Origin of the sequence: Cytobacillus sp. NCCP-133, assembly GCF_026011715.1 — a bacterium.
GTDB lineage: Bacteria > Bacillota > Bacilli > Bacillales > Cytobacillaceae > Cytobacillus.
Map to the genome: position 1 here is coordinate 1 of NZ_BRVM01000035.1, position 18,968 is coordinate 18,968.

Below are 18,968 nucleotides of genomic sequence, written 5' to 3' on the forward strand. Positions count from 1 at the left end.
GGATCAAACTCTCCATATAAGAGTTGATTAAGCTCGGTTTGTCTTTTCAAAAAAGACTAAAGAATTAACGTTGACGTTTTTGTTCGTTCAGTTTTCAAAGATCAATTTCTTTTTTTGTTACATTTTATCTCGCCGCTGAGAAGCGACTTTATTAATATAACATGTCTTTCATTTTCAAGTCAATCATTTTTTTAAATTTTGTTATGTTGTTTAACTTGCCTCGCTGAGGACAAGAATTAATATACCACGCCTATTAAATGTTTGCAATATAATTTTTTATCTATTATTACGGGCATATACATATAGTAAAAAAATCATTTTTTCTATATGTATTTGTTATACAGCCAAATACATCTTCCGTTACGATCATTCAAATGCTTTTCACCTATTTATACACTCTCAATTCTCATCCTTTTCTAGGTTTTATTATTTTAAAATCACTTTTCCACGATTTCTGAACCAACATACCCACACACTTATCCACTATCCGATACCTTTTAATACAAGTTGTCAACAAAGTTACACACCGGATGTGGATAACTTTGTGCACTTTTTCCACAATGAATTTCTTTTTTTCTTTTGGCTCTTTTCTCATAGATTGTTGTTTTTGCTAATGAATTTAGCCCGTTGATTTCGTCCAGGGTGTTTTAACAGAACTATTAAAAGAAATAAGTAATAGTTTTCATTCATCCTTCATAAAATCTATCAACTCTACTATTAATACGGAAGGTGTGGTTACGCTGGTAAACGTAGCATTATATCTATCGGTCATTATGGCAGTATTTTTGTTTGCATATGCGTATGCAGAAGGCATTAAAATAGCGAATTCGGAAGAAGCTGTCTATGGAGGAACCTTCATACTTTCAGTTACATCCGCATTTATTTTCTCGGGATTAACTTATGTATTTATATAATAAAAGAAATCTCCCAAAAGTTAATGGGAGATCTCTTTATTTAAATTGCAGTAATTGCTGCATCAACAAATTTTCCTTTTTCAAAGAACCTCTTCTTTAAGAGATCCTCATATTCAACCCGATTTTCTCAAGAACTCATCCCGATGCAGGATTATCAGGGTCATAAAAGGTTTCAATCCAATTTAGCCCCATCTGTTTAAATCCATAACAAACAACCTCTTTGGAAATTCCTGTCATGATGCCCTGTCTCCTGTAGTCAGAATGCAGTTCATAACCGTTCTCTGCTTTAAGGAAATTTCTCAAAAGCTCTATTAACCACCGTCTTTTCCTTACTTATACTTACCTTCAAGACTTTCAATTAGTTTGTTTAGATTTTTCCACACATAAGCAATTTCCAGACAGTTTGTACCTGCAATATTTATTTCCTTTTCAGCAGCTTTCACGGGTTGAAACTTTTCATAAAAATCCCTATTTTTATTTTCTGCCAGAACCCAAACAAGAACAGAACTGAAACCCGCTTTGGAAAGTTCCTTAACCCCCGCCAGAAACAGCTCGGTTCCAATCTGATTGCCATGGTATTGTTCAAATAGGTAAATGGCATATAATTCTCCGTCAGCACCAAACCTTTTTGAGCGTTCAGGCCCGAAGGAAGCAAACCCAATAATATCACCTGCTTCGGTTGCTGCAGTAAAGACAGGCTCAGCCTCGTTCTTGGAACTTAAGTTTTTCTGCCAAAGCTTTTCTCGGCTTTCCACTTTAAGGTTATCCAAAAAGTGCTGATCCAAAATTCCTTCATAGGCTTCCTGCTAGCTTTTCACATGCACTTCGGCAATGGCTCTCGCATCCTTAATCGTCGCAGTTCTAATAATCACAATAAATCTCCCCCTTAACCGGAAATCGTTGTTTTTTTCTTTAATTTCCTCAAATGGATTCTTCTCTCATCCAACAAAAAGAGAGAAATCCCCCCCATTACGATAGCTCCACCAAGTACCTGAGTCCAAACAACAGTTTCCTGCAGGAGATAATAAGCCAGAATAGCCGCACCTACTGGCTCAAAAAGAATCGCCATGGAAATAGTAGAAGTGCTTAGCCACTTTAAGCTCCAATTAAATAGTGTGTGTCCAAGCAAAGTTGGAATTAACGCCAGCAAAATAAAATAGACCCAATCATTAGTTTCATATGGCAGCAGCGGCTCTTGTACGATAAGTACATAAAATAACAAAGTAACAGTGCTTATGCTGTAAACAACAAAGGTGTAAGTGATTAAAGACATCCGCTTTCTTACCGTTTGGCCAAACATTAAGTACGCTGTTACCAAGGCACAGGCAATAAGGGCCAGAATATCCCCGAACAAAGCAGAACCGCTGATTTTAAAATCACCCCAGCTAATGATCACACTCCCGCCTATTGCTAATAGTCCGCTCAAAATGGCTTTCCAGGTAAACTTTTCTTTAAAAAAGAAATACGTACCTGCAAAGGCAAATAGGGGCTGAAGTGTGACAAGGACAGTGGAACTTGCAACTGATGTGTAATTTAGCGATTCAAACCAAAGAATAAAATGGAATGCCAAAAACACGCCGGCGATCACCGAGCAAAACCAATCCCGCCTTGTAATAAGACGAAGTTCCGGAACATATTTTATAAGAAATAATGGCAACATGAAAAGAACAGAAAAAAAGAGCCGGTAAAAGGCAATGACACCTGATGGAGCACTGGATACCTTAACTAGGATCGCAGATGTAGAGACGGTTATAACACCAATAGCAAGAGCGACATAGGGATTTACTTTTGTATCGGACATTTTCATTACTCCTTGTTTCTGTTTCCTTAAATTCAGGGTATAAACTATTTTACAATGGACGATAGAATTATTACTATGTTTTTATCATTTTAAGTCTAATGATTTAAATAAAGCGGAATTGGATATATAATATTTTAAAAAAGCGGGAGATATTATGACCAGTCTAGAAATCGAAATATTAATGAAATTAGGAATCTCAGCTGTTTTAGGCTTGGTGATCGGCCTGGAGAGGGAATTAAAAAGAAAGCCAGTTGGACTTAAAACCAGTCTGGTTATCTCGATTGTCAGCTGTTTGCTGACCATTGTATCCATCGAATCAGCCTACATGTTTAACGGGAATGACAAAATAAACATTACAATGGACCCACTTCGTTTGGCTGCCCAAATCGTCTCAGGCATTGGCTTCCTGGGTGCGGGCGTCATTTTAAGAAGAGGAAATGACAGCATCTCAGGACTTACTACTGCTGCCTTAATCTGGGGAGCAGCCGGAATTGGGATTGCTGTCGGAGCCGGGTTCTATTTAGAAGCAATGGCAGGGGTGGCATTATTGATCATCTCTGTGGAAGTGATTCCATTTATTATGGGGTTAATTGGTCCTCGTCAACTGAGGGAAAAGGAAATCACCTTGCAGCTAAAAGTGAAAGAGAAAGAAAATATCGCAGACATCATCCCCGCTATTAAAGAACTCGATATCTCCATCAAACATATCCGGATCAAGGACCTGGAGGAAGAACAGCTGCATCTTATACAGCTAATTGTTGCTGTTGATTATAAAAGAAGAACGACTGATGTATATTACAGCGTATCAAGCATAAAAGGTGTTCAATGCATGGAGATTGACAGCATGCAATAAAGTGAAACTTCAATCAGCGGGGGCACTTTATCCCCGCTGATTGTTAGTTGAGGCCCACAAGAATCGGGTCTCAAAGACGCTGCCACAGGACGTGGCGTTCCTTATCTTTGTTCTTCTTTCGGCACTTACAGGCAGTGGGACTCCCGCTTTATTCACCTTCCATTCCTTTAAATTCTTGAAGATGGAGTCTTACTGCCCGCTAGACTGCGATAAAATGAATTTTTTTTTTAAAATTCCTCTTGCAAGAACCCCACGAAGTGGTTATAATTTTTTTGTACCATTCACCTGGGGGATTAGCTCAGCTGGGAGAGCGCAACGCTGGCAGCGTTGAGGTCAGGGGTTCGAGCCCCCTATTCTCCATAACGTTATTTATCACGGTTTACAGACGCTAAATACCGGACAGTGTAACGGTGCTATTTGCGTCAGCGTAACGCCTTCCTTTTCGATGTAAAATCATCTGAATTGGAGGCGTTTTTATTTTGTCGCATTCAGAAAAAAAAACGCGGTAAAGTCGTTAAGACCGACCGCACAATTAAAGAATCATATAAAGCAATATACGCGCTGGAAACGTTATTCGAAAAGGCTTATAACGCGAAGGCTGCAGTAGGATTAGCGGAAGGCACCCATTATCGGTATCGCCACGCACATAATCTTTTCTTGCAGTATCTCGAAGGCACTGGCATTAAGAAAGATATCCGCTATATAGATGTAGATCCTTGCCGCGAATTTGTTTCGTATTCACTTGAGAATTGCGTCAGATTTGAAAGTCACAAGTATAAGCCGGATAACGCAAAGACTGAAAGCGTGTCACCGCGATAAACCAACGGTATTATTAAAACTTCGCGGACAACCTTACGAGTATTAAAAGCGGATGGCCTGGTTAACGAAAATCTATTCGAATTGGATGAGGCGGTCAAACAATCCGAAACTTATTAACGTACTGACGCCTGAAGAATTAAAAGCTTTACTCGATTCGCCAGATCAGCGCCAGTATTCATCGTTTAGAGATTATATCGCCTTGCTTGTAATGATTGATACGATGGCGAGGGTTTCGGAAGTGTTATCTTTAACAATTAACGAATTAGATTTGAACGCGAGGGAAGTCGTATTTAATTCAGAGATAACAAAGACACTCCAAGGTTTTTAAAAAATAGAGTAAAGAATAAATTATTAATCTAAGAAATGAGGAAAACGCTTACGAATTATTAGAAAATCACTGAAAAAGAAGAGAGCCATTCTTATCAATAGAAAAGCTCCAACAAAAGCTTGACTTAATCCTAAAAAGTATGTAATTGCGAAATGTTTCTGTGTGTTTTATAATAGAGACATCTAATGAGGAGCGTGATAGAAATGAAGAGAGTAAAATTTAAGCTTGATGAGGTATTAAAGAAGAATGGCAATTTGACTCAGAAACAAATCGCAGAGATGATAGGTGTAAGACCGGAAGCTATTAACGAGCTATTTATCGATCATCCGAGATCAATTAAAAAGGACCATTTGCAGAAAATTGCTGAAGCACTAAATATTAACGACATAACTGAAATAATGGAATTAGAAGACGTCGAGCAGTAAGCTAGGCGCCTTTTTTTTATTGCACTACTATTCGGATGCCACCTTCCGCAGGTTTTGCTGGTTGAGGTGCTTGCCCCGGCTTCAACGTCTGCATAAAGTGCAGTGCGAAAATGTCTATGCTTGAAACAGTTTGAACGGCCAATTCCCGACAGTTGCATAACGCTGCTCGTTTACGATTAACACATGCGAAAATGACTTAGGAATGACACCGGATCGACCTGGAACTTTTCAACCGGTCCATGTTTCCGCATCTCTTAATATACGCCGAGAATAGCGAACGGCAAGCTCCGGCATCTTAAAGGCCGCCCTTTCACTTACTCCTCTATGCCCTCGTCCTTCCCCGCCAGCCAAAAGGCCGCGGCGATTGATCCAATAATCAAAATAAATGGAGCATAAAACATAACAAATTCAGCCACTATTTATTCCTCCTTTGCATGGTCATCCCGTTTCCCCTGAACATAATCTTTGTTGAATAAGAATAGCCTCAGCAGCAAGTAAAGTGATGGAAGAAGCAGTCCCAGCCCTGCAATAAACGCGATGATAAGTGCAGCTGCCATGGCTTCGTTTGTGAAGCTGTCGTATATAGTCAGATATGGATATAGGAGAAACGGATAATGTGAGACTCCGTAAGCAAAGAATGCAACCAGAAATTGTCCTGTTAATAATCCGAATGCGAACCCGTATGCTTTTCGCTTCCATATCAGATAAACGGTCCCGGCAAACAGGATGAACGAGATCCCGAACAGCCACCATAGATCCATTAATCGGCTGAAGTGCTCTGGATTATGCCCGCGAAGCTCGACGATTATGCCTGTTGCTGTAATGATGGCTGGCAGCGACCAGATGAGCGCATATTTCCGCAGCAGCTCCGTAGCTGGTTCGTCCTGTGCTTTATGGGCATACCAGGTTAAAAAAACGGCGGAAATATAAAGAACGGCTGCAATACTTAGCACGACAATGCTCCATGTCAGCGGGCTCGTGAATAACGACCAGTAATTCAGCTCCAGCCCAGGCGCTGATTCTGCCACAAATCCACCCTCAGAGATGGTCAGCACAATGGACAGTGAAGCTGGAATAAACAGGCCTGACAGTCCGTACAAATAAGTCCACTTTTTTTGCTTAAGGCCTCCATAGGTTGTAAAGGCATAGTAGGAACCGCGAATAGCGAGCAATATTACCGCAATGCTTGCCGGCACTAACAGGACGGTCCCATAATAATAAGCCGTTTTCGGAAAAAACCCCACAATTCCTACAAAGAAGAAAACGAGGAATACATTGGTCACTTCCCAAACCGGTGACAAATAGCGCTGGATGATTCGGGTTAAAACATGCTGTTTCCCGCGGAATAAACTGTATGCGTTAAAGAAGCCTGCACCAAAATCGATCGAGGCTACGATGACGTACCCAAACAGGAAGAGCCATAGGACGGAAATTCCAATTATCTCTAATATCACCGCAGGTCACCTTCCTTCTCCAGTTCACGGTCTGACAGCTCTTGTTCAACCGGGTTTTTGCGGAACATACGGGTAAGGACAATGATGCTTCCGACCGCCAGCACAAGATAGAGCCCAGCAAAGAGAAGCAGCATGAGATCCACCTGGCCGCTTATCGTTGCTGCCTCATCGGTTCGCATGATCCCTCTGAGAATCCACGGCTGCCTCCCAACTTCTGCAAACCACCAGCCAGCTTCGATAGCGATGATGGATAAAGGCCCTCCAAGTACAATGAGCCAGCGGTACCATTTGGACGCAACAAATCGCATTTTTAACCAGGTTCCAACCACATAGATTAATGAAAGGGCAGTCATCCACATGCCGATTGTGACCATAAGATCGAACAAGTAATGGATATAAAGCGGCGGAATTTCATTTTCCGGAAATTGATCCAGTCCAATTACTTCCGCATTCGGATTGCTATGAGCAAGGATACTGAGTGCAAACGGAATTTTAATCGCATACTTCACTTCCCCGTCATCCAGCAAGCCATAAAGCATTAATGGAGCCCCTTTCTCCGTTTCAAAATGCCACTCTGCAGCAGCCAGCTTTTCCGGCTGGTATTCTGCCAGATATTTCCCTGAAAAATCGCCTATTACTGCAGTTGCTATAGAGAAAATCAGTCCGATTTTCATCGTGAGGAATAAAGCTTTTTTATGATAAACATGGTTTGACCCTTTCAGCAGGCGATAAGCACCAATGGATGCCAATACAAAAGCAGATGTCATATAGGCAGTCGACAGCACATGCGCCACTTTAGTGGGCATGGCCGGCGTGAACATTGCCAATACCGGGTTAATGTTTACAAGCTGCCCGTTGACAATATCAAATCCTTGAGGCGCATTCATAAAAGCATTCACAATCGTTATAAAAATGGCTGAAAACGATGCCCCAATCGCTACCGGAATTAATAAAAGCATATGCTTCTTCTGATTTTCAAAACGGTCCCAAGTATATAAATAAATCCCCAAAAAAATGGCTTCAAAGAAAAATGCAAAAGTTTCCATAAACAACGGCAGCGCAATGACATTGCCTGCAAGCTCCATAAAATTCGGCCATAGCAATGAGAGCTGGAGACCGATCGCCGTTCCGGTTACAACCCCAACTGCTACTGTGATGACAAAGCCGCGTGTCCATCTTCTCGCGAGCAATATATAATGTTCATCCTGTTTTTTGATTCCTACCCATTGAGCAATCATTATCATGAGCGGTATTCCCACACCAACGGTTGCATAAATAATATGGAAGGATAATGTCAGTTCCGTTAAAACACGGCTAAAAAAGACTGATTCCTCATTTCCCATTTAACATCCCCCTTTCCTTAACCCGCAAAAATTCGCCCAATAAAAGAAAGGCCCATGATTAAAGCTACGGCAAAGGCAAGCCACATTAGGAATCGTTCCTGTTTTTTATACATTCTGCTCACTCCTGTATGAATGCTCACTACATCACATTATTCCACATTTCTCTGCTCATTACCGTGACAATTTAACAACATTTATATGAGGAAAATGTGAAAGTAAATGCTCTTATGTAAAATTTCGTTACATCCTCCTATTCCCCTTAGAAGTTAAGTTAAAACGAAATAAAAACACCATTTTAGGTCACCATGGCACTTTAACCTAGTCCATTTAGATTCCCCCGAATCCTGCCGGAATTAGGAATTTTTCCGAGTCCCCGTTTTATATTTAATCTGTTCGAATGGGTGTAATTTATACTGCGATTTACCAATTGAAGGCAATAAAAATCCCGGTGTCTCTTATCACACCGGGAACATGATTCTATATATTTTTTATGGCTGCTTCAACATCTTCTTCGCCTGATATAAGATCAAACGAACGTTTATAAGCATTTGCTTTATCTAAAACGGCGTAAACAGTTTTAGCCACATCCGCACGCGGGATAAATCCACGCTCTAGATTATCTGCAGCTTGAATTTTTCCAGTTCCCGGATCATCAGTCAGACCCCCGGGACGAACGATTGTATAATTTAATCCGCTGCTTTCCAATAATCTGTCCGCATAGTGCTTGGCAACAAAATAAGGCTTAATGGCGTCACTCCATTTTTCCCGATTATTTGCCTGGATAGCGCTAACCATGACAAATCTATCAATGCCTGCTTTTTGGGCAGCCTCTATTGTTTTAACCGCTCCATCAAGGTCAATCAACAGAGTCTTGTCATAACCTGTATGTCCTCCAGATCCGGCTGTAAACACAATCGCATCACAGCCTTTTGCTGCTTCTGCCAATTCATCCACCGTTCCTTCAAGACTTGCCAATACCGTTTCTGCACCCATTTTCTCAAAATACTCGGCCTGTTCCGCTTTTCTGATCATCGCCCGTACCGTGTGTTCGCTGCTATCATTAATAAGCTTAGCCAGCTGTTTCCCAATCTGACCATTGGCTCCAACAATTAGAATCTTCATATCATGCACGCCCCTTCTGCGTTTCTATTCTTATATTATTTCAAAAGAAAAAGCCGATATCAAATGAACTGTTTAGGAACCCAAACGAATAATTTTCCTTTTATATAGAGCAGCAATCATATTCATAATGAAAACAGGGATTTTCTTAGGGAAATATTTTTTCTTGTATAATTTATTAAAGGCAAGCTTCAAATCATCCCATTGTGTGCATTTCTTCGTTTGTTTAAATCGGGCAACATCAATAATTTTTATATGCCCATCATAAGTAAGTATGATATTTCGCAAATGTATATCCGATGGGTTCAGGCCGCTTTCCCTTGCCAGCTTTAATGCTTCATCAATTTGGTTAATTTTATCTTCTTTAATAGCAATGCCTTTTGCAAGACAATCGAATAAAGTAAAGCCTTCAACATAATCAATGACAATATAGTTTTCCCCTTTATCATATAAAGAGGGGAAATAGGGATGGTTAGGAAGAGTTTTATAGATATCAGCCTCTTCTTGTGCAATTCGTTTAAACTCCGGGAAAAATACCTTTAATACGAAAGTTGTTTCTTTTATTCTGAATGCAAATGCACTTCTTCCCGCACCAATAAATTCTAAATCATTATCCTTCTCAAGAAGCTTAGTCCAATTTCGAGTCCTGGAGAATTTAACACTTTTTGCAAGCTCTTTATAAGATTTCATCTGAGAAGCCTCCCTATTAAATCGGATTTCTCTTCCTAAAATGAAAGACGCTGGACCATTATCTGGTCTCAGCGTCTTTTTGGACAAAAAGAGACCTTACCAAATAAATGGTAAAGGTCTCGCAAGCAACGTCTGGTTGCCAGTAAAGCCGGAGATATTCATCTCGTATTGACGGCAGTACTTAACAGCTACTCCCCTTTTAGGAATAAATTCGGTCTATTTCGTTATTTAAATTATATAGCAGCAGCAGCCAATTAGTCAAATATAACGCTTTTTCCTCACGGGAAGCCCTCTTACCCTTTGCATTAAAAAAGCCATAACTTGAACAAAACCAAATTTTCTTAAGCGTATGTTTTTCCGGATTAAGATTTGAATTTTCCAATTCGTTGTCCTTCAAAATCGCTATACTCACATTTTCAATCGCTCTTCAGAGATATATTTATCCGGTATAAAGTTTTCCAACTACTTAGATAGATATTTAGGTAAATAATAAGAGGGTAAACTATGTTCGTTCTAAATAAATTTTGTCCGAATAATTCTGTGCCTTACCGTTTAAATAGCCTGGAAAAAGGGTAACATAATTGTAACATAAGAACGAATCCGCTATCGAATTCGTTAGTCCTCTATATCCCTAAAGGAGGGAGTCATCATGGATTTTGAACAGGAGGCTGTCATACTTAAAAGAGAACTCTCCCTTCTCATGGATGAATATGAAAGGTGCGAGATCGATGACGTGAAAAATGAAATATCTAAGGACATTCAACTACTGAGCCGTGCAATAGATCATATTCTTAATTGAGTATATTGCCATGGCTTTTTTTATATTAGACATCAGCGGCAGGTTGTACAGCTTGCCGCTTACCTATTTCTTATTTGGGAGTGTAGAATGGTGCCTCATCAGCTATATTATAATTTTATTCGAATGCCGCTTGTCATAAGAATTTTACTTATCGCTCTTGCTGTTATCGTTTTTTATGGAGGATTAATACATATCATAGAGCCCAAGACCTTTCCAACTTTTTTTGATGGCATTTGGTGGGCTGTTGTTACAGCTTCTACTGTTGGATTTGGTGATTTTGTCCCTGAAACTGTGTTTGGCCGTATTGTTGGAATAGCCTTAATCTTAACCGGTGCAGGCTTTTTATCCACTTATTTTATTTCGCTGGCTACTGCGGCCGTTACACGGCAAAATGACTTTCTTGAAGGCAAAGTCGAATACAAAGGCAGGAATCATATTATTGTAATTGGCTGGAATGAGCGTTCAAGAGAAATTATCAATACACTTGGAAAAGATGGCATGAATCGTACCATTACCTTAATCGACGACACACTTAGAACCAATCCAGTCCCTTTTAATAATGTGCACTTCATTCAGGGCCGGTCAAATCGCGATGATGTTTTAATAAAAGCAAATATCTTTGATGCTCAAAAGGTGATTATTACAGCCGATCAGAATAAAGATGAACTTCATGCGGATATGAATTCCATTTTAACGCTCCTGGCTATAAAAGGGCTAAATCGTGACCTTCAATGTATTGTCGAAATCCTGACCTCCGAACAGGCCGCAAACGCCAAAAGAGCCGGAGCGGATGAAATTGTTCAAACGAATGTCCTTACAAGCTTCGTCATGATTAATAGCGTTTCCTCACAGGAATTGGTGACCTCGTTCCTGGATTTGCTTGGACAGCTTGATAAGAGAAAATTAACCTTCCAGCCTGCTTCAGATGAAGTGGTAAATAAGACTTTTGCTGAACTCAGTGCAGAATTAATGCAAGAAGGCATCCTTTTGTTGGGTGTAAAAAGAGGGGAAGAAACATTGGTTAATCCTCCCCAGCCTTTTAAGATCCTTCAGCAGGACCAGCTGATAGTCATTTTAGGCTAGTCCCTTATTAATACAGACTCCAATTCCTGAACCAGTGCCTTTCCCAGGTCGACGTATTTTTTCGGAAAGCTTGCATCCTTATCGACAGGTTCAGAAAACTGGTCAAAAGAAGCGGTAAAATTACCTGTATAAGCGTGGTCATCCAGGCCGCGCTGATATTTATGAGAAAGCAAGAACGGCCTGCCCATTTCCACCGTACAGCTTGGATCATCAAGCTGCCCATTAATCGCCTTGAATGGAACCCGCAAGTATTGATAACCTACCTCATCATCAATTTTATAATCCAAAGACCCATGGTCATAATCCCAATTCCCGCCAATCGAATAGCCAATCGGCTTTAGCTCCTGCTCAAGCTTATACAAATCAAAATGCTTCCCTTCCACTTTTGAAGATATCTCGATCACTGCATCCATCCCCTTTCCATGTTTTTGCTTAGTTTCTCCAAAGAAAGGGATATCATGAATACTATTTTGAGGTATCTGTTTTTGTTTTTCGCTCATAAATCTCATTTTTCGTTCATATTTTCTGTTTTTCACTCATAAATCTCATTTTTCGTTCATATTTTCTGTTTTTCGCTCATAAATCTCACTCTTCGCTCATATTTTCTGTTTTTCGCTCATAAATCTAATTTTTCGCTCATATTTTCTCTTTTTCGCTCATAAATCTCACTCTTCGCTCATATTTTCTGTTTTTCGCTCATAAATCTCACTCTTCGCTCATATTTTCTGTTTTTCGCTCATAAATCTCATTTTTCGCTCATATTTTCTGTTTTTTCGCTCATATATCTCATTTTTCGCTCATATACTAGTTTTTATCACTGATCACATCCCATTAAAAAAGCGCCCACCCCCAGGCAGACGCTTCTCCTCAATATTAATTACTTTAATCTTTTTTCAAGCTCAGCTTTTTTCTCTTCGAATCCAGGCTTGCCTAATAGTGCAAACATGTTCACTTTGTACGCTTCTACCCCAGGCTGGTCAAACGGATTCACACCTAATAGGTAGCCGCTCATTGCGCAAGCTTTTTCAAAGAAGTAGACAAGATAGCCGAATGTGTAGGCATCCATTTTTGGAATAGATACAATCAGGTTTGGCACTCCGCCATCTGTATGGGCAAGCATGGTTCCTTCAAAGGCTTTATTATTAACAAAGTCTACTGATTTGCCAGCAAGATAGTTAAGGCCATCAAGATCATTTTCTGCTTCCTCAATCGAAAGCTCATGGCGGGATTCTTCCACTTTAATAACCGTTTCAAACAGGTCACGGCGTCCTTCCTGCACATACTGTCCCAGTGAATGAAGGTCAGTAGAGAAGTTTGCAGAAGAAGGGAATATTCCTTTTTGATCTTTTCCTTCACTTTCGCCAAAGAGCTGCTTCCACCACTCAGCAAAGTATTGTAAACCTGGCTCATAGTTAATCAGCATTTCGATTGTTTTTCCTTTGTTATATAGAACATTGCGGACTGCAGCGTACTGATAAGCAGCGTTATCCTGAAGCTCAGACTTGCTGAAATCTTTTCGCGCCTGTGCAGCACCGTTCATCATGTCTTCAATATTTGCACCGCTCACCGCAATCGGAAGCAATCCGACAGCTGTTAAAACAGAATAACGGCCGCCTACATCATCCGGAATGATGAATGATTCATAACCTTCTTCAGTGGCAAGAGTTTTCAGTGCGCCTCGTGCTTTGTCTGTCGTTGCATAAATACGTTTGCGCGCTTCTTCTGCACCGTATTTTTCTTCAAGCATTTTGCGGAAAATACGGAAAGCAAGCGCAGGTTCAGTCGTTGTTCCTGATTTGGAAATGACATTTATGGACCAATCTTTTCCGTTAAGAAGATCCATTAAATCCTTCATGTACGCAGAGCTGATATTGTTGCCGGCAAAAAGAACCTGTGGAGTTCCGCGCTTTTCTTTCGGAAGTGCATTATAGAAGCTGTGCTGCAGCATTTCGATTGCCGCACGCGCTCCGAGGTATGAACCGCCAATTCCGATTACAATCAGAACATCGGAATCACTCTTAATTTTCTCAGCAGCTTTTTGGATGCGGGAAAATTCTTCTTTGTCATAGTCTGCAGGCAGGTCAATCCAGCCTAAAAAGTCGCTTCCTGCACCTGTTTGCTCATGTAATGAGTGATGCGCAACCTTAACTGCATCCTGCAAGTATGTAATTTCATGTTCACCAAAAAAAGGAAGTGCTTTTGCATAGTCAAAACGAACGTGTGTCATGAATATCCTCCATTTTTTTAATTTAAAACAGCATGATAGGATCTAAATAACCATTGCTGTTATCCCTTATACCACTTTAACGAAAGCCTTAAGCATAATCAAGAAACATCCCATATTGTAAGCGTGTCCAATTTTGACATATTTTTTACGCAGGAATGAAGTTTGTTTTTTTCTCCCGAAAAATGTAAAAAAAGGACCCTGCTTTTTTTGCAGAGTCCTGTCAAAATTTATAAAGAAGCCTTATAGATTGCCATTACATCTTCATGGTTCAGCTTGGTGAAATTACCGAACTCGCCGTTAACGGTCGCTTTATCTGCCATCAATTCAAGCTTGCTGTTATCAATATCGTAATCGGCAAGCCTGGATGGAGCGCCAATGCTGTTCCAAAATTCGCGAAGCTTCCCAATGCCTTCAAGCGCTGCCTCTTCGTCTGTTTTATCCGCCGGATCCACGTTAAATACACGTACAGCAAGCTGTTTGAATCGCTCAGGCTTCACATGGAGATTATGCTTCATCCAGTTCGGGAACAGAATGGCAAGACCTCCGCCATGAGGAATATCGTAAACAGCCGATACGGCATGCTCAATATTATGCGTAGCCCAGTCACCGCGATAGCCCATATTCAGGATGCCATTCAGTGCCATCGTTCCGCTGTATAGAATCACTGCACGATGCTCGTAGCTTTCAAGATCCTCAAGCAGCTTAGGTGCTGTTTCCATAATCGTGATCAGCAAGGATTCACACATGCGATCCTGGAAATCCGTGTTTTCTTCAAGGTGGAAGTAATGCTCAAGAACATGGGACATCATATCTACAATGCCATATACCGTTTGGTCTCTTGGAACCGTAAAGGTATTAACGGGATCAAGGATAGAGAATTTCGGGAATGTTACCGGACTTCCCCAGCCATGCTTCTCATTTGTTTCCCAGTTTGTAATGACAGATCCCGCATTCATCTCAGAACCAGTTGCCGCGAGAGTCAGAACCGTTCCAAAAGGAAGAGCTTCCGAAGCAAAAGCTTTCTTGATGACTAAATCCCATGCATCTCCATCATATTTGGCACCAGCAGCGATTGCCTTCGTACAGTCGATTACACTGCCTCCGCCTACTGCGAGAAGGAAGTCGATGCCTTCTTTTTTGCAAATTTCCACGCCCTTGCGAACAGTAGAAATCCTAGGATTTGGTTCAACTCCTGAGAGTTCAAAAACTTCCGCTCCGATTTCATTTAACTGTGCCATTACTTCATCGTATAAACCGTTGCGCTTTATGCTGCCCCCGCCGTAAACAACAAGAATCTTTTTTCCATATAGAGGAACTTCATTCTTTAATTGATCAAGCTGGCCTTTTCCAAAAATTAATTTCGTCGGATTATAAAAAGTAAAATTTTGCATCTGCTCATCTCCTTTTCAATATTATTATCTTTCAATTTAATAGCCATTGCAAAAAGTACGATATTTGAAAAATACTCATGCCGATCAATTTAAAAAGCGGCCTCCTTACATGATTTCCAATTCGGATTGGAACCGACGAATATTTTCTTCCACGGTGTGACATGATAATCATGAACCTATACTACAAGGAGGAAACATCATGAGTGGCATTCAGCGTATTGCACTGGTTCTTACAATTATTGGAGCAATTAATTGGGGTTTAATCGGATTCTTCCAATTTGATCTTGTGGCAGCTATTTTTGGCGGACAGAATTCAGCTCTTTCAAGAATTATATATGGCCTCGTAGGCATCGCCGGTTTAATCAATTTAGGTTTATTATTCAAACCAAATGAAGAACTGGAAAGAGAGCCTGAGGCCAAACAGACCCGCTAAAAAACAGAGCAAAAAATCCTTGCACATCTGTGCAAGGATTTTTTTATTAAACTAGAATGAATATCGTTGAATATCGATAACTGTCTAGCTCTACAAGGAACGCTTCGTCAGCTTAATCATCGCATGACTATAAGCGTTAGGCTTACCCCCTCGAGATCATAAGCCGTGCCTCCCTCCCAGGATGAGGGTCATGCGAACGTTGCCACAGGACAAGAAAGCTGCGGCAGCGATACATCGCACGACTGATAGCGAAAGCTTTTGGGAGGACGTGGCGTTCTTAGTCAGCGTTACTTCGCGGGCAAGGCGCTTTCGCTTTTCGTGATTAAACCCAGCCTCTAAAGCGAGATGCTTCGGACATTTTCCGGGCGCCAACCATGTATGCAGCCAGACGCATGTTGACTTTTCTCTGCTGTGAAGTCTCGTACACATGTTCAAATGCTTGAACTAGTACTTTTCTAAGCTTTTCTGTAACCTCTTCTTCTGTCCAGTAATAACCCTGGTTGTTTTGCACCCATTCAAAATAGGAGACCGTTACGCCGCCAGAGCTGGCCAATACATCAGGAACCAGCAGAATGCCGCGGTCTGCTAAAATTTTTGTAGCATCAAGAGTCGTTGGACCGTTTGCAGCTTCCACAACGATTGGAGCCTTGATATTATGGGCATTAGCAGCGGTTATCTGATTGGAAACAGCTGCAGGAACTAGTATATCGCATTCCAGTTCAAGCAATTCTTCGTTGGTCAAAGTGTTATCAAAAAAGGTGGTGACCGTTCCAAAGCTGTCCCGCCGATCCAGAAGATAATCAATATCAAGGCCATCTGGTTCGTATAAAGCACCATAGGCATCAGAAATCGCAACCACTTTAGCGCCTGCATCATGCATGAATTTTGCCAGGAAGCTTCCTGCATTTCCGAATCCTTGAACCACTACACGGGCACCTTCTATCGATATTCCGCGTTTTTTCGCAGCTTCCTCGATGCAGATTACCACACCCTGTGCAGTCGCTTTTTCCCTTCCCTGGGATCCGCCGAGAACCAGCGGTTTACCGGTGATGAAGCCAGGAGAATCGTATTCGCGAAGGCGGCTGTATTCATCCATCATCCAAGCCATGATTTGTGAATTCGTGTAAACATCCGGAGCCGGGATGTCTTTCGTCGGCCCAACAATTTGACTGATGGCCCGGACATAACCCCGGCTTAACCGCTCCAGCTCCCCCATTGACATTGTGCGCGGATCACAGATAATACCGCCTTTTCCTCCGCCATAAGGCAGATCGACAATGCCGCACTTCAAACTCATCCACATGGATAAAGCTTTCACTTCATCTTCGTTCACTTCCGGATGGAAACGGACACCGCCTTTGGTCGGACCTACCGCATCATTATGCTGTGAACGATATCCTGTGAAAATCTTGATGGAACCATCATCCATCCTTACCGGAATCCTCACCGTCAGCATTCTTAGCGGCTCTTTAAGCAGCTCATACATTTCATCCGAATAACCGAGCTTGTTTAAGGCCTCTTTGATTACCACTTGAGTTGAAGTAAATAAATTTAAAGATTCTTCCAATTTTTGTTCAGCTTGCTTACCAGCTACCCCTGCAGCTCCCATAATGGCACCTCTTGAATTAATAGTTAGGAAAATACAGCAATATGATCATATGTGATTCCCTGCAACTCTATTCGGTGGCAGGGATGTTTGCTATGGATCCTGAAATTAGCTTAATACTTTTTTGATTCTCTCAATAGCCCAATCCAGTTCTTCTTCTGAAATCACTAATGGAGGGGCAAAACGGATCACTGTGTCATGCGTTTCTTTGCACAGCAGGCCTTCTTCTTTTAATGCTTCACAATATTTGCGTGCTGGCTCTGTCAGTTCCACACCGATAAACAATCCGCGGCCGCGCACTTCTTTGATGACAGGATTATTTATTTCTTTTAATTTGCCCATGAAATACTCACCAAGCTTTAGAGAACGCTCAGCCAGCTTTTCTTCAACAAGGACATTAATGGAAGCAACAGAAACAGCACACGCCATTGGGTTTCCGCCAAATGTTGAACCATGTGAACCAGGATTAAATACCCCAAGAACATCCTTGTTCGCTACCACACATGAGATCGGAAACACTCCGCCTCCAAGCGCCTTTCCAAGGATATACATGTCAGGATCTACATCTTCCCATTCACAAGCAAACATTTTACCTGAACGCGCAAGTCCAGCCTGGATTTCATCTGCAATAAACAGTACATTGTTTTCCTTACAAGTCTCATACGCTTGCTTTAAAAAGCCTTCTGGAGGAATAACGATTCCAGCTTCTCCTTGGATCGGCTCAATGAGGAACGCAGCTGTGTTTTCAGTGATCGCTTCTTTAAGAGCATCCAAATCGCCGTAAGGAATTAACTTGATTCCTGGAAGCATCGGACCAAAACCGCGCTTGTATTCCTCTTCAGAAGAAAGAGAAACCGCTGTCATTGTACGGCCATGGAAGTTTCCGACACAAGCAATGATTTCCGCTTGGTTATCTGCAACACCTTTCACATCATAAGCCCAGCGTCGTGCAGCTTTGATTGCCGTTTCAACTGCTTCCGCACCCGTGTTCATCGGAAGGGCCATATCTTTATTTGTCAGTTCACAGATCATTTCATACCAAGGGCCCAGCTGATCATTATGGAAAGCGCGCGAAGTTAATGTTACACGATCCGCCTGATCCTTCAGCGCCTGGATAATCTTCGGATGGCGGTGTCCCTGGTTAACAGCAGAATAGGCACTTAGCATATCCATATATTTATTGCCTTCAGGGTCTTCAACCCACACACCCTCCGCCTTAGAAATAACGATTGGTAGCGGATGATAGTTTTTGGCACCATATTTTTCAGTTTGTTCGATGAGTGATTTTGATTTAGTCGCTTCAGTCAATTAAAATTCCTCCTTTTTCAGAATAGTCCTTTTTATTGTAACGTTATGCTGTCCGTCTTTAAACTAATTACGGTTTTAGCATGCACAGGATATAGATACCCTGTACATTCCTTTTAAGTCTTAGTACATTTCAGAAGTAGTTTTTGCCTGCATATGAAGCAGAATGTAGTCAGGACCGCCCGCTTTTGAGTCAGTTCCTGACATATTGAAGCCGCCGAATGGCTGGTATCCAACAATGGCTCCTGTACAGCCGCGGTTGAAGTATAGGTTTCCAACATGGAAATCTTCGCGCGCTTTTTGGATGTGCTCACGGTTCTTCGTGATAACAGCACCAGTTAATCCGTATTCTGTATTGTTTGCAATTTCAAGCGCATG

General features: G+C 41.4%; 21 protein-coding genes and 1 tRNA gene. 8 read left to right on the forward strand and 14 right to left on the reverse strand.

Features of this window, described 5'->3' with window-relative positions:
- Positions 1-1,049: 1,049 nt before the first annotated feature.
- From NCCP133_RS20955 to NCCP133_RS20965, 3 genes are all read right to left on the reverse strand, one after another.
- Entirely contained in the window at positions 1,050-1,217 is a 168-nt protein-coding gene (locus tag NCCP133_RS20955; RefSeq protein WP_264807180.1) for a GNAT family N-acetyltransferase, read from the reverse strand.
- A 26-nt stretch (positions 1,218-1,243) separates the two neighbouring features.
- The gene (locus NCCP133_RS20960) at positions 1,244-1,669 is read right to left on the reverse strand and encodes a GNAT family N-acetyltransferase (RefSeq protein WP_264807181.1); all 426 of its coding nucleotides are present in this window, start codon (positions 1,667-1,669) and stop codon (positions 1,244-1,246) included.
- A 131-nt stretch (positions 1,670-1,800) separates the two neighbouring features.
- Positions 1,801-2,715: a DMT family transporter gene (locus NCCP133_RS20965; protein WP_264807182.1), complete on the reverse strand. Its 915-nt coding sequence runs from the start codon at positions 2,713-2,715 to the stop codon at positions 1,801-1,803.
- A gap of 154 nt (positions 2,716-2,869) precedes the next feature.
- Here NCCP133_RS20965 and NCCP133_RS20970 point away from each other — a divergent pair, with 154 nt between their 5' ends.
- From NCCP133_RS20970 to NCCP133_RS20990, 5 genes are all read left to right on the forward strand, one after another.
- On the forward strand, positions 2,870-3,568 hold the full coding sequence (locus NCCP133_RS20970) for an MgtC/SapB family protein (RefSeq protein ID WP_264807183.1): 699 nt from the start codon (positions 2,870-2,872) through the stop codon (positions 3,566-3,568).
- Between the two features lie 287 nt (positions 3,569-3,855).
- Positions 3,856-3,928, forward strand: a tRNA-Ala gene (locus NCCP133_RS20975).
- A 57-nt stretch (positions 3,929-3,985) separates the two neighbouring features.
- Positions 3,986-4,387, forward strand: coding sequence for a hypothetical protein (locus NCCP133_RS20980; RefSeq protein ID WP_264807184.1), 402 nt, complete (start codon positions 3,986-3,988; stop codon positions 4,385-4,387).
- 52 nt (positions 4,388-4,439) lie between these two features.
- Complete coding sequence (locus tag NCCP133_RS20985) at positions 4,440-4,715, forward strand: tyrosine-type recombinase/integrase (protein WP_264807185.1); 276 nt, start codon at positions 4,440-4,442, stop codon at positions 4,713-4,715.
- A gap of 203 nt (positions 4,716-4,918) precedes the next feature.
- Positions 4,919-5,140: a helix-turn-helix domain-containing protein gene (locus NCCP133_RS20990; protein WP_264807186.1), complete on the forward strand. Its 222-nt coding sequence runs from the start codon at positions 4,919-4,921 to the stop codon at positions 5,138-5,140.
- A 314-nt stretch (positions 5,141-5,454) separates the two neighbouring features.
- Here NCCP133_RS20990 and cydS read toward each other — a convergent pair whose 3' ends face one another.
- The 5 genes from cydS to NCCP133_RS21010 all read right to left on the reverse strand — a co-directional run bounded on the left by cydS (position 5,455) and on the right by NCCP133_RS21010 (position 9,746).
- Positions 5,455-5,556, reverse strand: coding sequence for a cytochrome bd oxidase small subunit CydS (gene cydS / locus NCCP133_RS22040; protein WP_442874314.1), 102 nt, complete (start codon positions 5,554-5,556; stop codon positions 5,455-5,457).
- Between the two features lie 3 nt (positions 5,557-5,559).
- On the reverse strand, positions 5,560-6,594 hold the full coding sequence (locus NCCP133_RS20995) for a cytochrome d ubiquinol oxidase subunit II (RefSeq protein ID WP_264807187.1): 1,035 nt from the start codon (positions 6,592-6,594) through the stop codon (positions 5,560-5,562).
- Positions 6,591-7,937 carry a cytochrome ubiquinol oxidase subunit I gene (locus tag NCCP133_RS21000; RefSeq protein WP_264807188.1) on the reverse strand — a complete coding sequence of 449 codons (1,347 nt, stop codon included), beginning with the start codon at positions 7,935-7,937 and terminating at the stop codon, positions 6,591-6,593. Before NCCP133_RS21000 ends, NCCP133_RS20995 begins: the two co-directional genes overlap by 4 nt.
- A 477-nt stretch (positions 7,938-8,414) precedes the next feature.
- Positions 8,415-9,059 (reverse strand): SDR family oxidoreductase, encoded by a 645-nt coding sequence (locus NCCP133_RS21005; RefSeq protein WP_264807189.1) that lies wholly within the window; start codon positions 9,057-9,059, stop codon positions 8,415-8,417.
- A gap of 72 nt (positions 9,060-9,131) precedes the next feature.
- Positions 9,132-9,746 (reverse strand): protein kinase family protein, encoded by a 615-nt coding sequence (locus NCCP133_RS21010; protein WP_264807190.1) that lies wholly within the window; start codon positions 9,744-9,746, stop codon positions 9,132-9,134.
- 649 nt (positions 9,747-10,395) lie between these two features.
- On the opposite strand from NCCP133_RS21010, the gene NCCP133_RS21015 reads away from it, so the two are divergent.
- Both NCCP133_RS21015 and NCCP133_RS21020 read left to right on the forward strand, forming a co-directional pair.
- The gene (locus NCCP133_RS21015) at positions 10,396-10,545 is read left to right on the forward strand and encodes a hypothetical protein (protein WP_264807191.1); all 150 of its coding nucleotides are present in this window, start codon (positions 10,396-10,398) and stop codon (positions 10,543-10,545) included.
- A gap of 90 nt (positions 10,546-10,635) precedes the next feature.
- Positions 10,636-11,628, forward strand: a complete 993-nt coding sequence (locus NCCP133_RS21020) for a potassium channel family protein (RefSeq protein ID WP_264807198.1) — start codon at positions 10,636-10,638, stop codon at positions 11,626-11,628.
- On the opposite strand, the gene NCCP133_RS21025 is transcribed toward NCCP133_RS21020, so the two are convergent.
- From NCCP133_RS21025 to NCCP133_RS21035, 3 genes are all read right to left on the reverse strand, one after another.
- Positions 11,625-12,032 carry a YugN-like family protein gene (locus NCCP133_RS21025; protein ID WP_264807199.1) on the reverse strand — a complete coding sequence of 136 codons (408 nt, stop codon included), beginning with the start codon at positions 12,030-12,032 and terminating at the stop codon, positions 11,625-11,627. The genes NCCP133_RS21020 and NCCP133_RS21025 overlap by 4 nt on opposite strands.
- Positions 12,033-12,505: 473 nt before the next feature.
- Positions 12,506-13,855, reverse strand: coding sequence for a glucose-6-phosphate isomerase (locus NCCP133_RS21030; RefSeq protein ID WP_264807192.1), 1,350 nt, complete (start codon positions 13,853-13,855; stop codon positions 12,506-12,508).
- 227 nt (positions 13,856-14,082) lie between these two features.
- Positions 14,083-15,246 carry an iron-containing alcohol dehydrogenase gene (locus NCCP133_RS21035; RefSeq protein ID WP_264807193.1) on the reverse strand — a complete coding sequence of 388 codons (1,164 nt, stop codon included), beginning with the start codon at positions 15,244-15,246 and terminating at the stop codon, positions 14,083-14,085.
- 199 nt (positions 15,247-15,445) lie between these two features.
- Between NCCP133_RS21035 and NCCP133_RS21040 the strand changes: the two genes are divergently transcribed.
- Entirely contained in the window at positions 15,446-15,679 is a 234-nt protein-coding gene (locus tag NCCP133_RS21040) for a DUF378 domain-containing protein (RefSeq protein ID WP_264807194.1), read from the forward strand.
- A 322-nt stretch (positions 15,680-16,001) separates the two neighbouring features.
- Here NCCP133_RS21040 and NCCP133_RS21045 read toward each other — a convergent pair whose 3' ends face one another.
- The 3 genes from NCCP133_RS21045 to NCCP133_RS21055 all read right to left on the reverse strand — a co-directional run.
- Complete coding sequence (locus NCCP133_RS21045) at positions 16,002-17,288, reverse strand: Glu/Leu/Phe/Val family dehydrogenase (protein WP_264807195.1); 1,287 nt, start codon at positions 17,286-17,288, stop codon at positions 16,002-16,004.
- Positions 17,289-17,393: 105 nt separating this feature from the next.
- A complete protein-coding gene (locus tag NCCP133_RS21050) occupies positions 17,394-18,593 on the reverse strand; it encodes an ornithine--oxo-acid transaminase (RefSeq protein WP_264807196.1) in 1,200 nt (399 codons plus the stop codon).
- Positions 18,594-18,713: 120 nt separating this feature from the next.
- The coding region (locus NCCP133_RS21055) for an aldehyde dehydrogenase family protein (RefSeq protein ID WP_264807197.1) at positions 18,714-18,968 on the reverse strand (255 nt) is incomplete at its 5' end.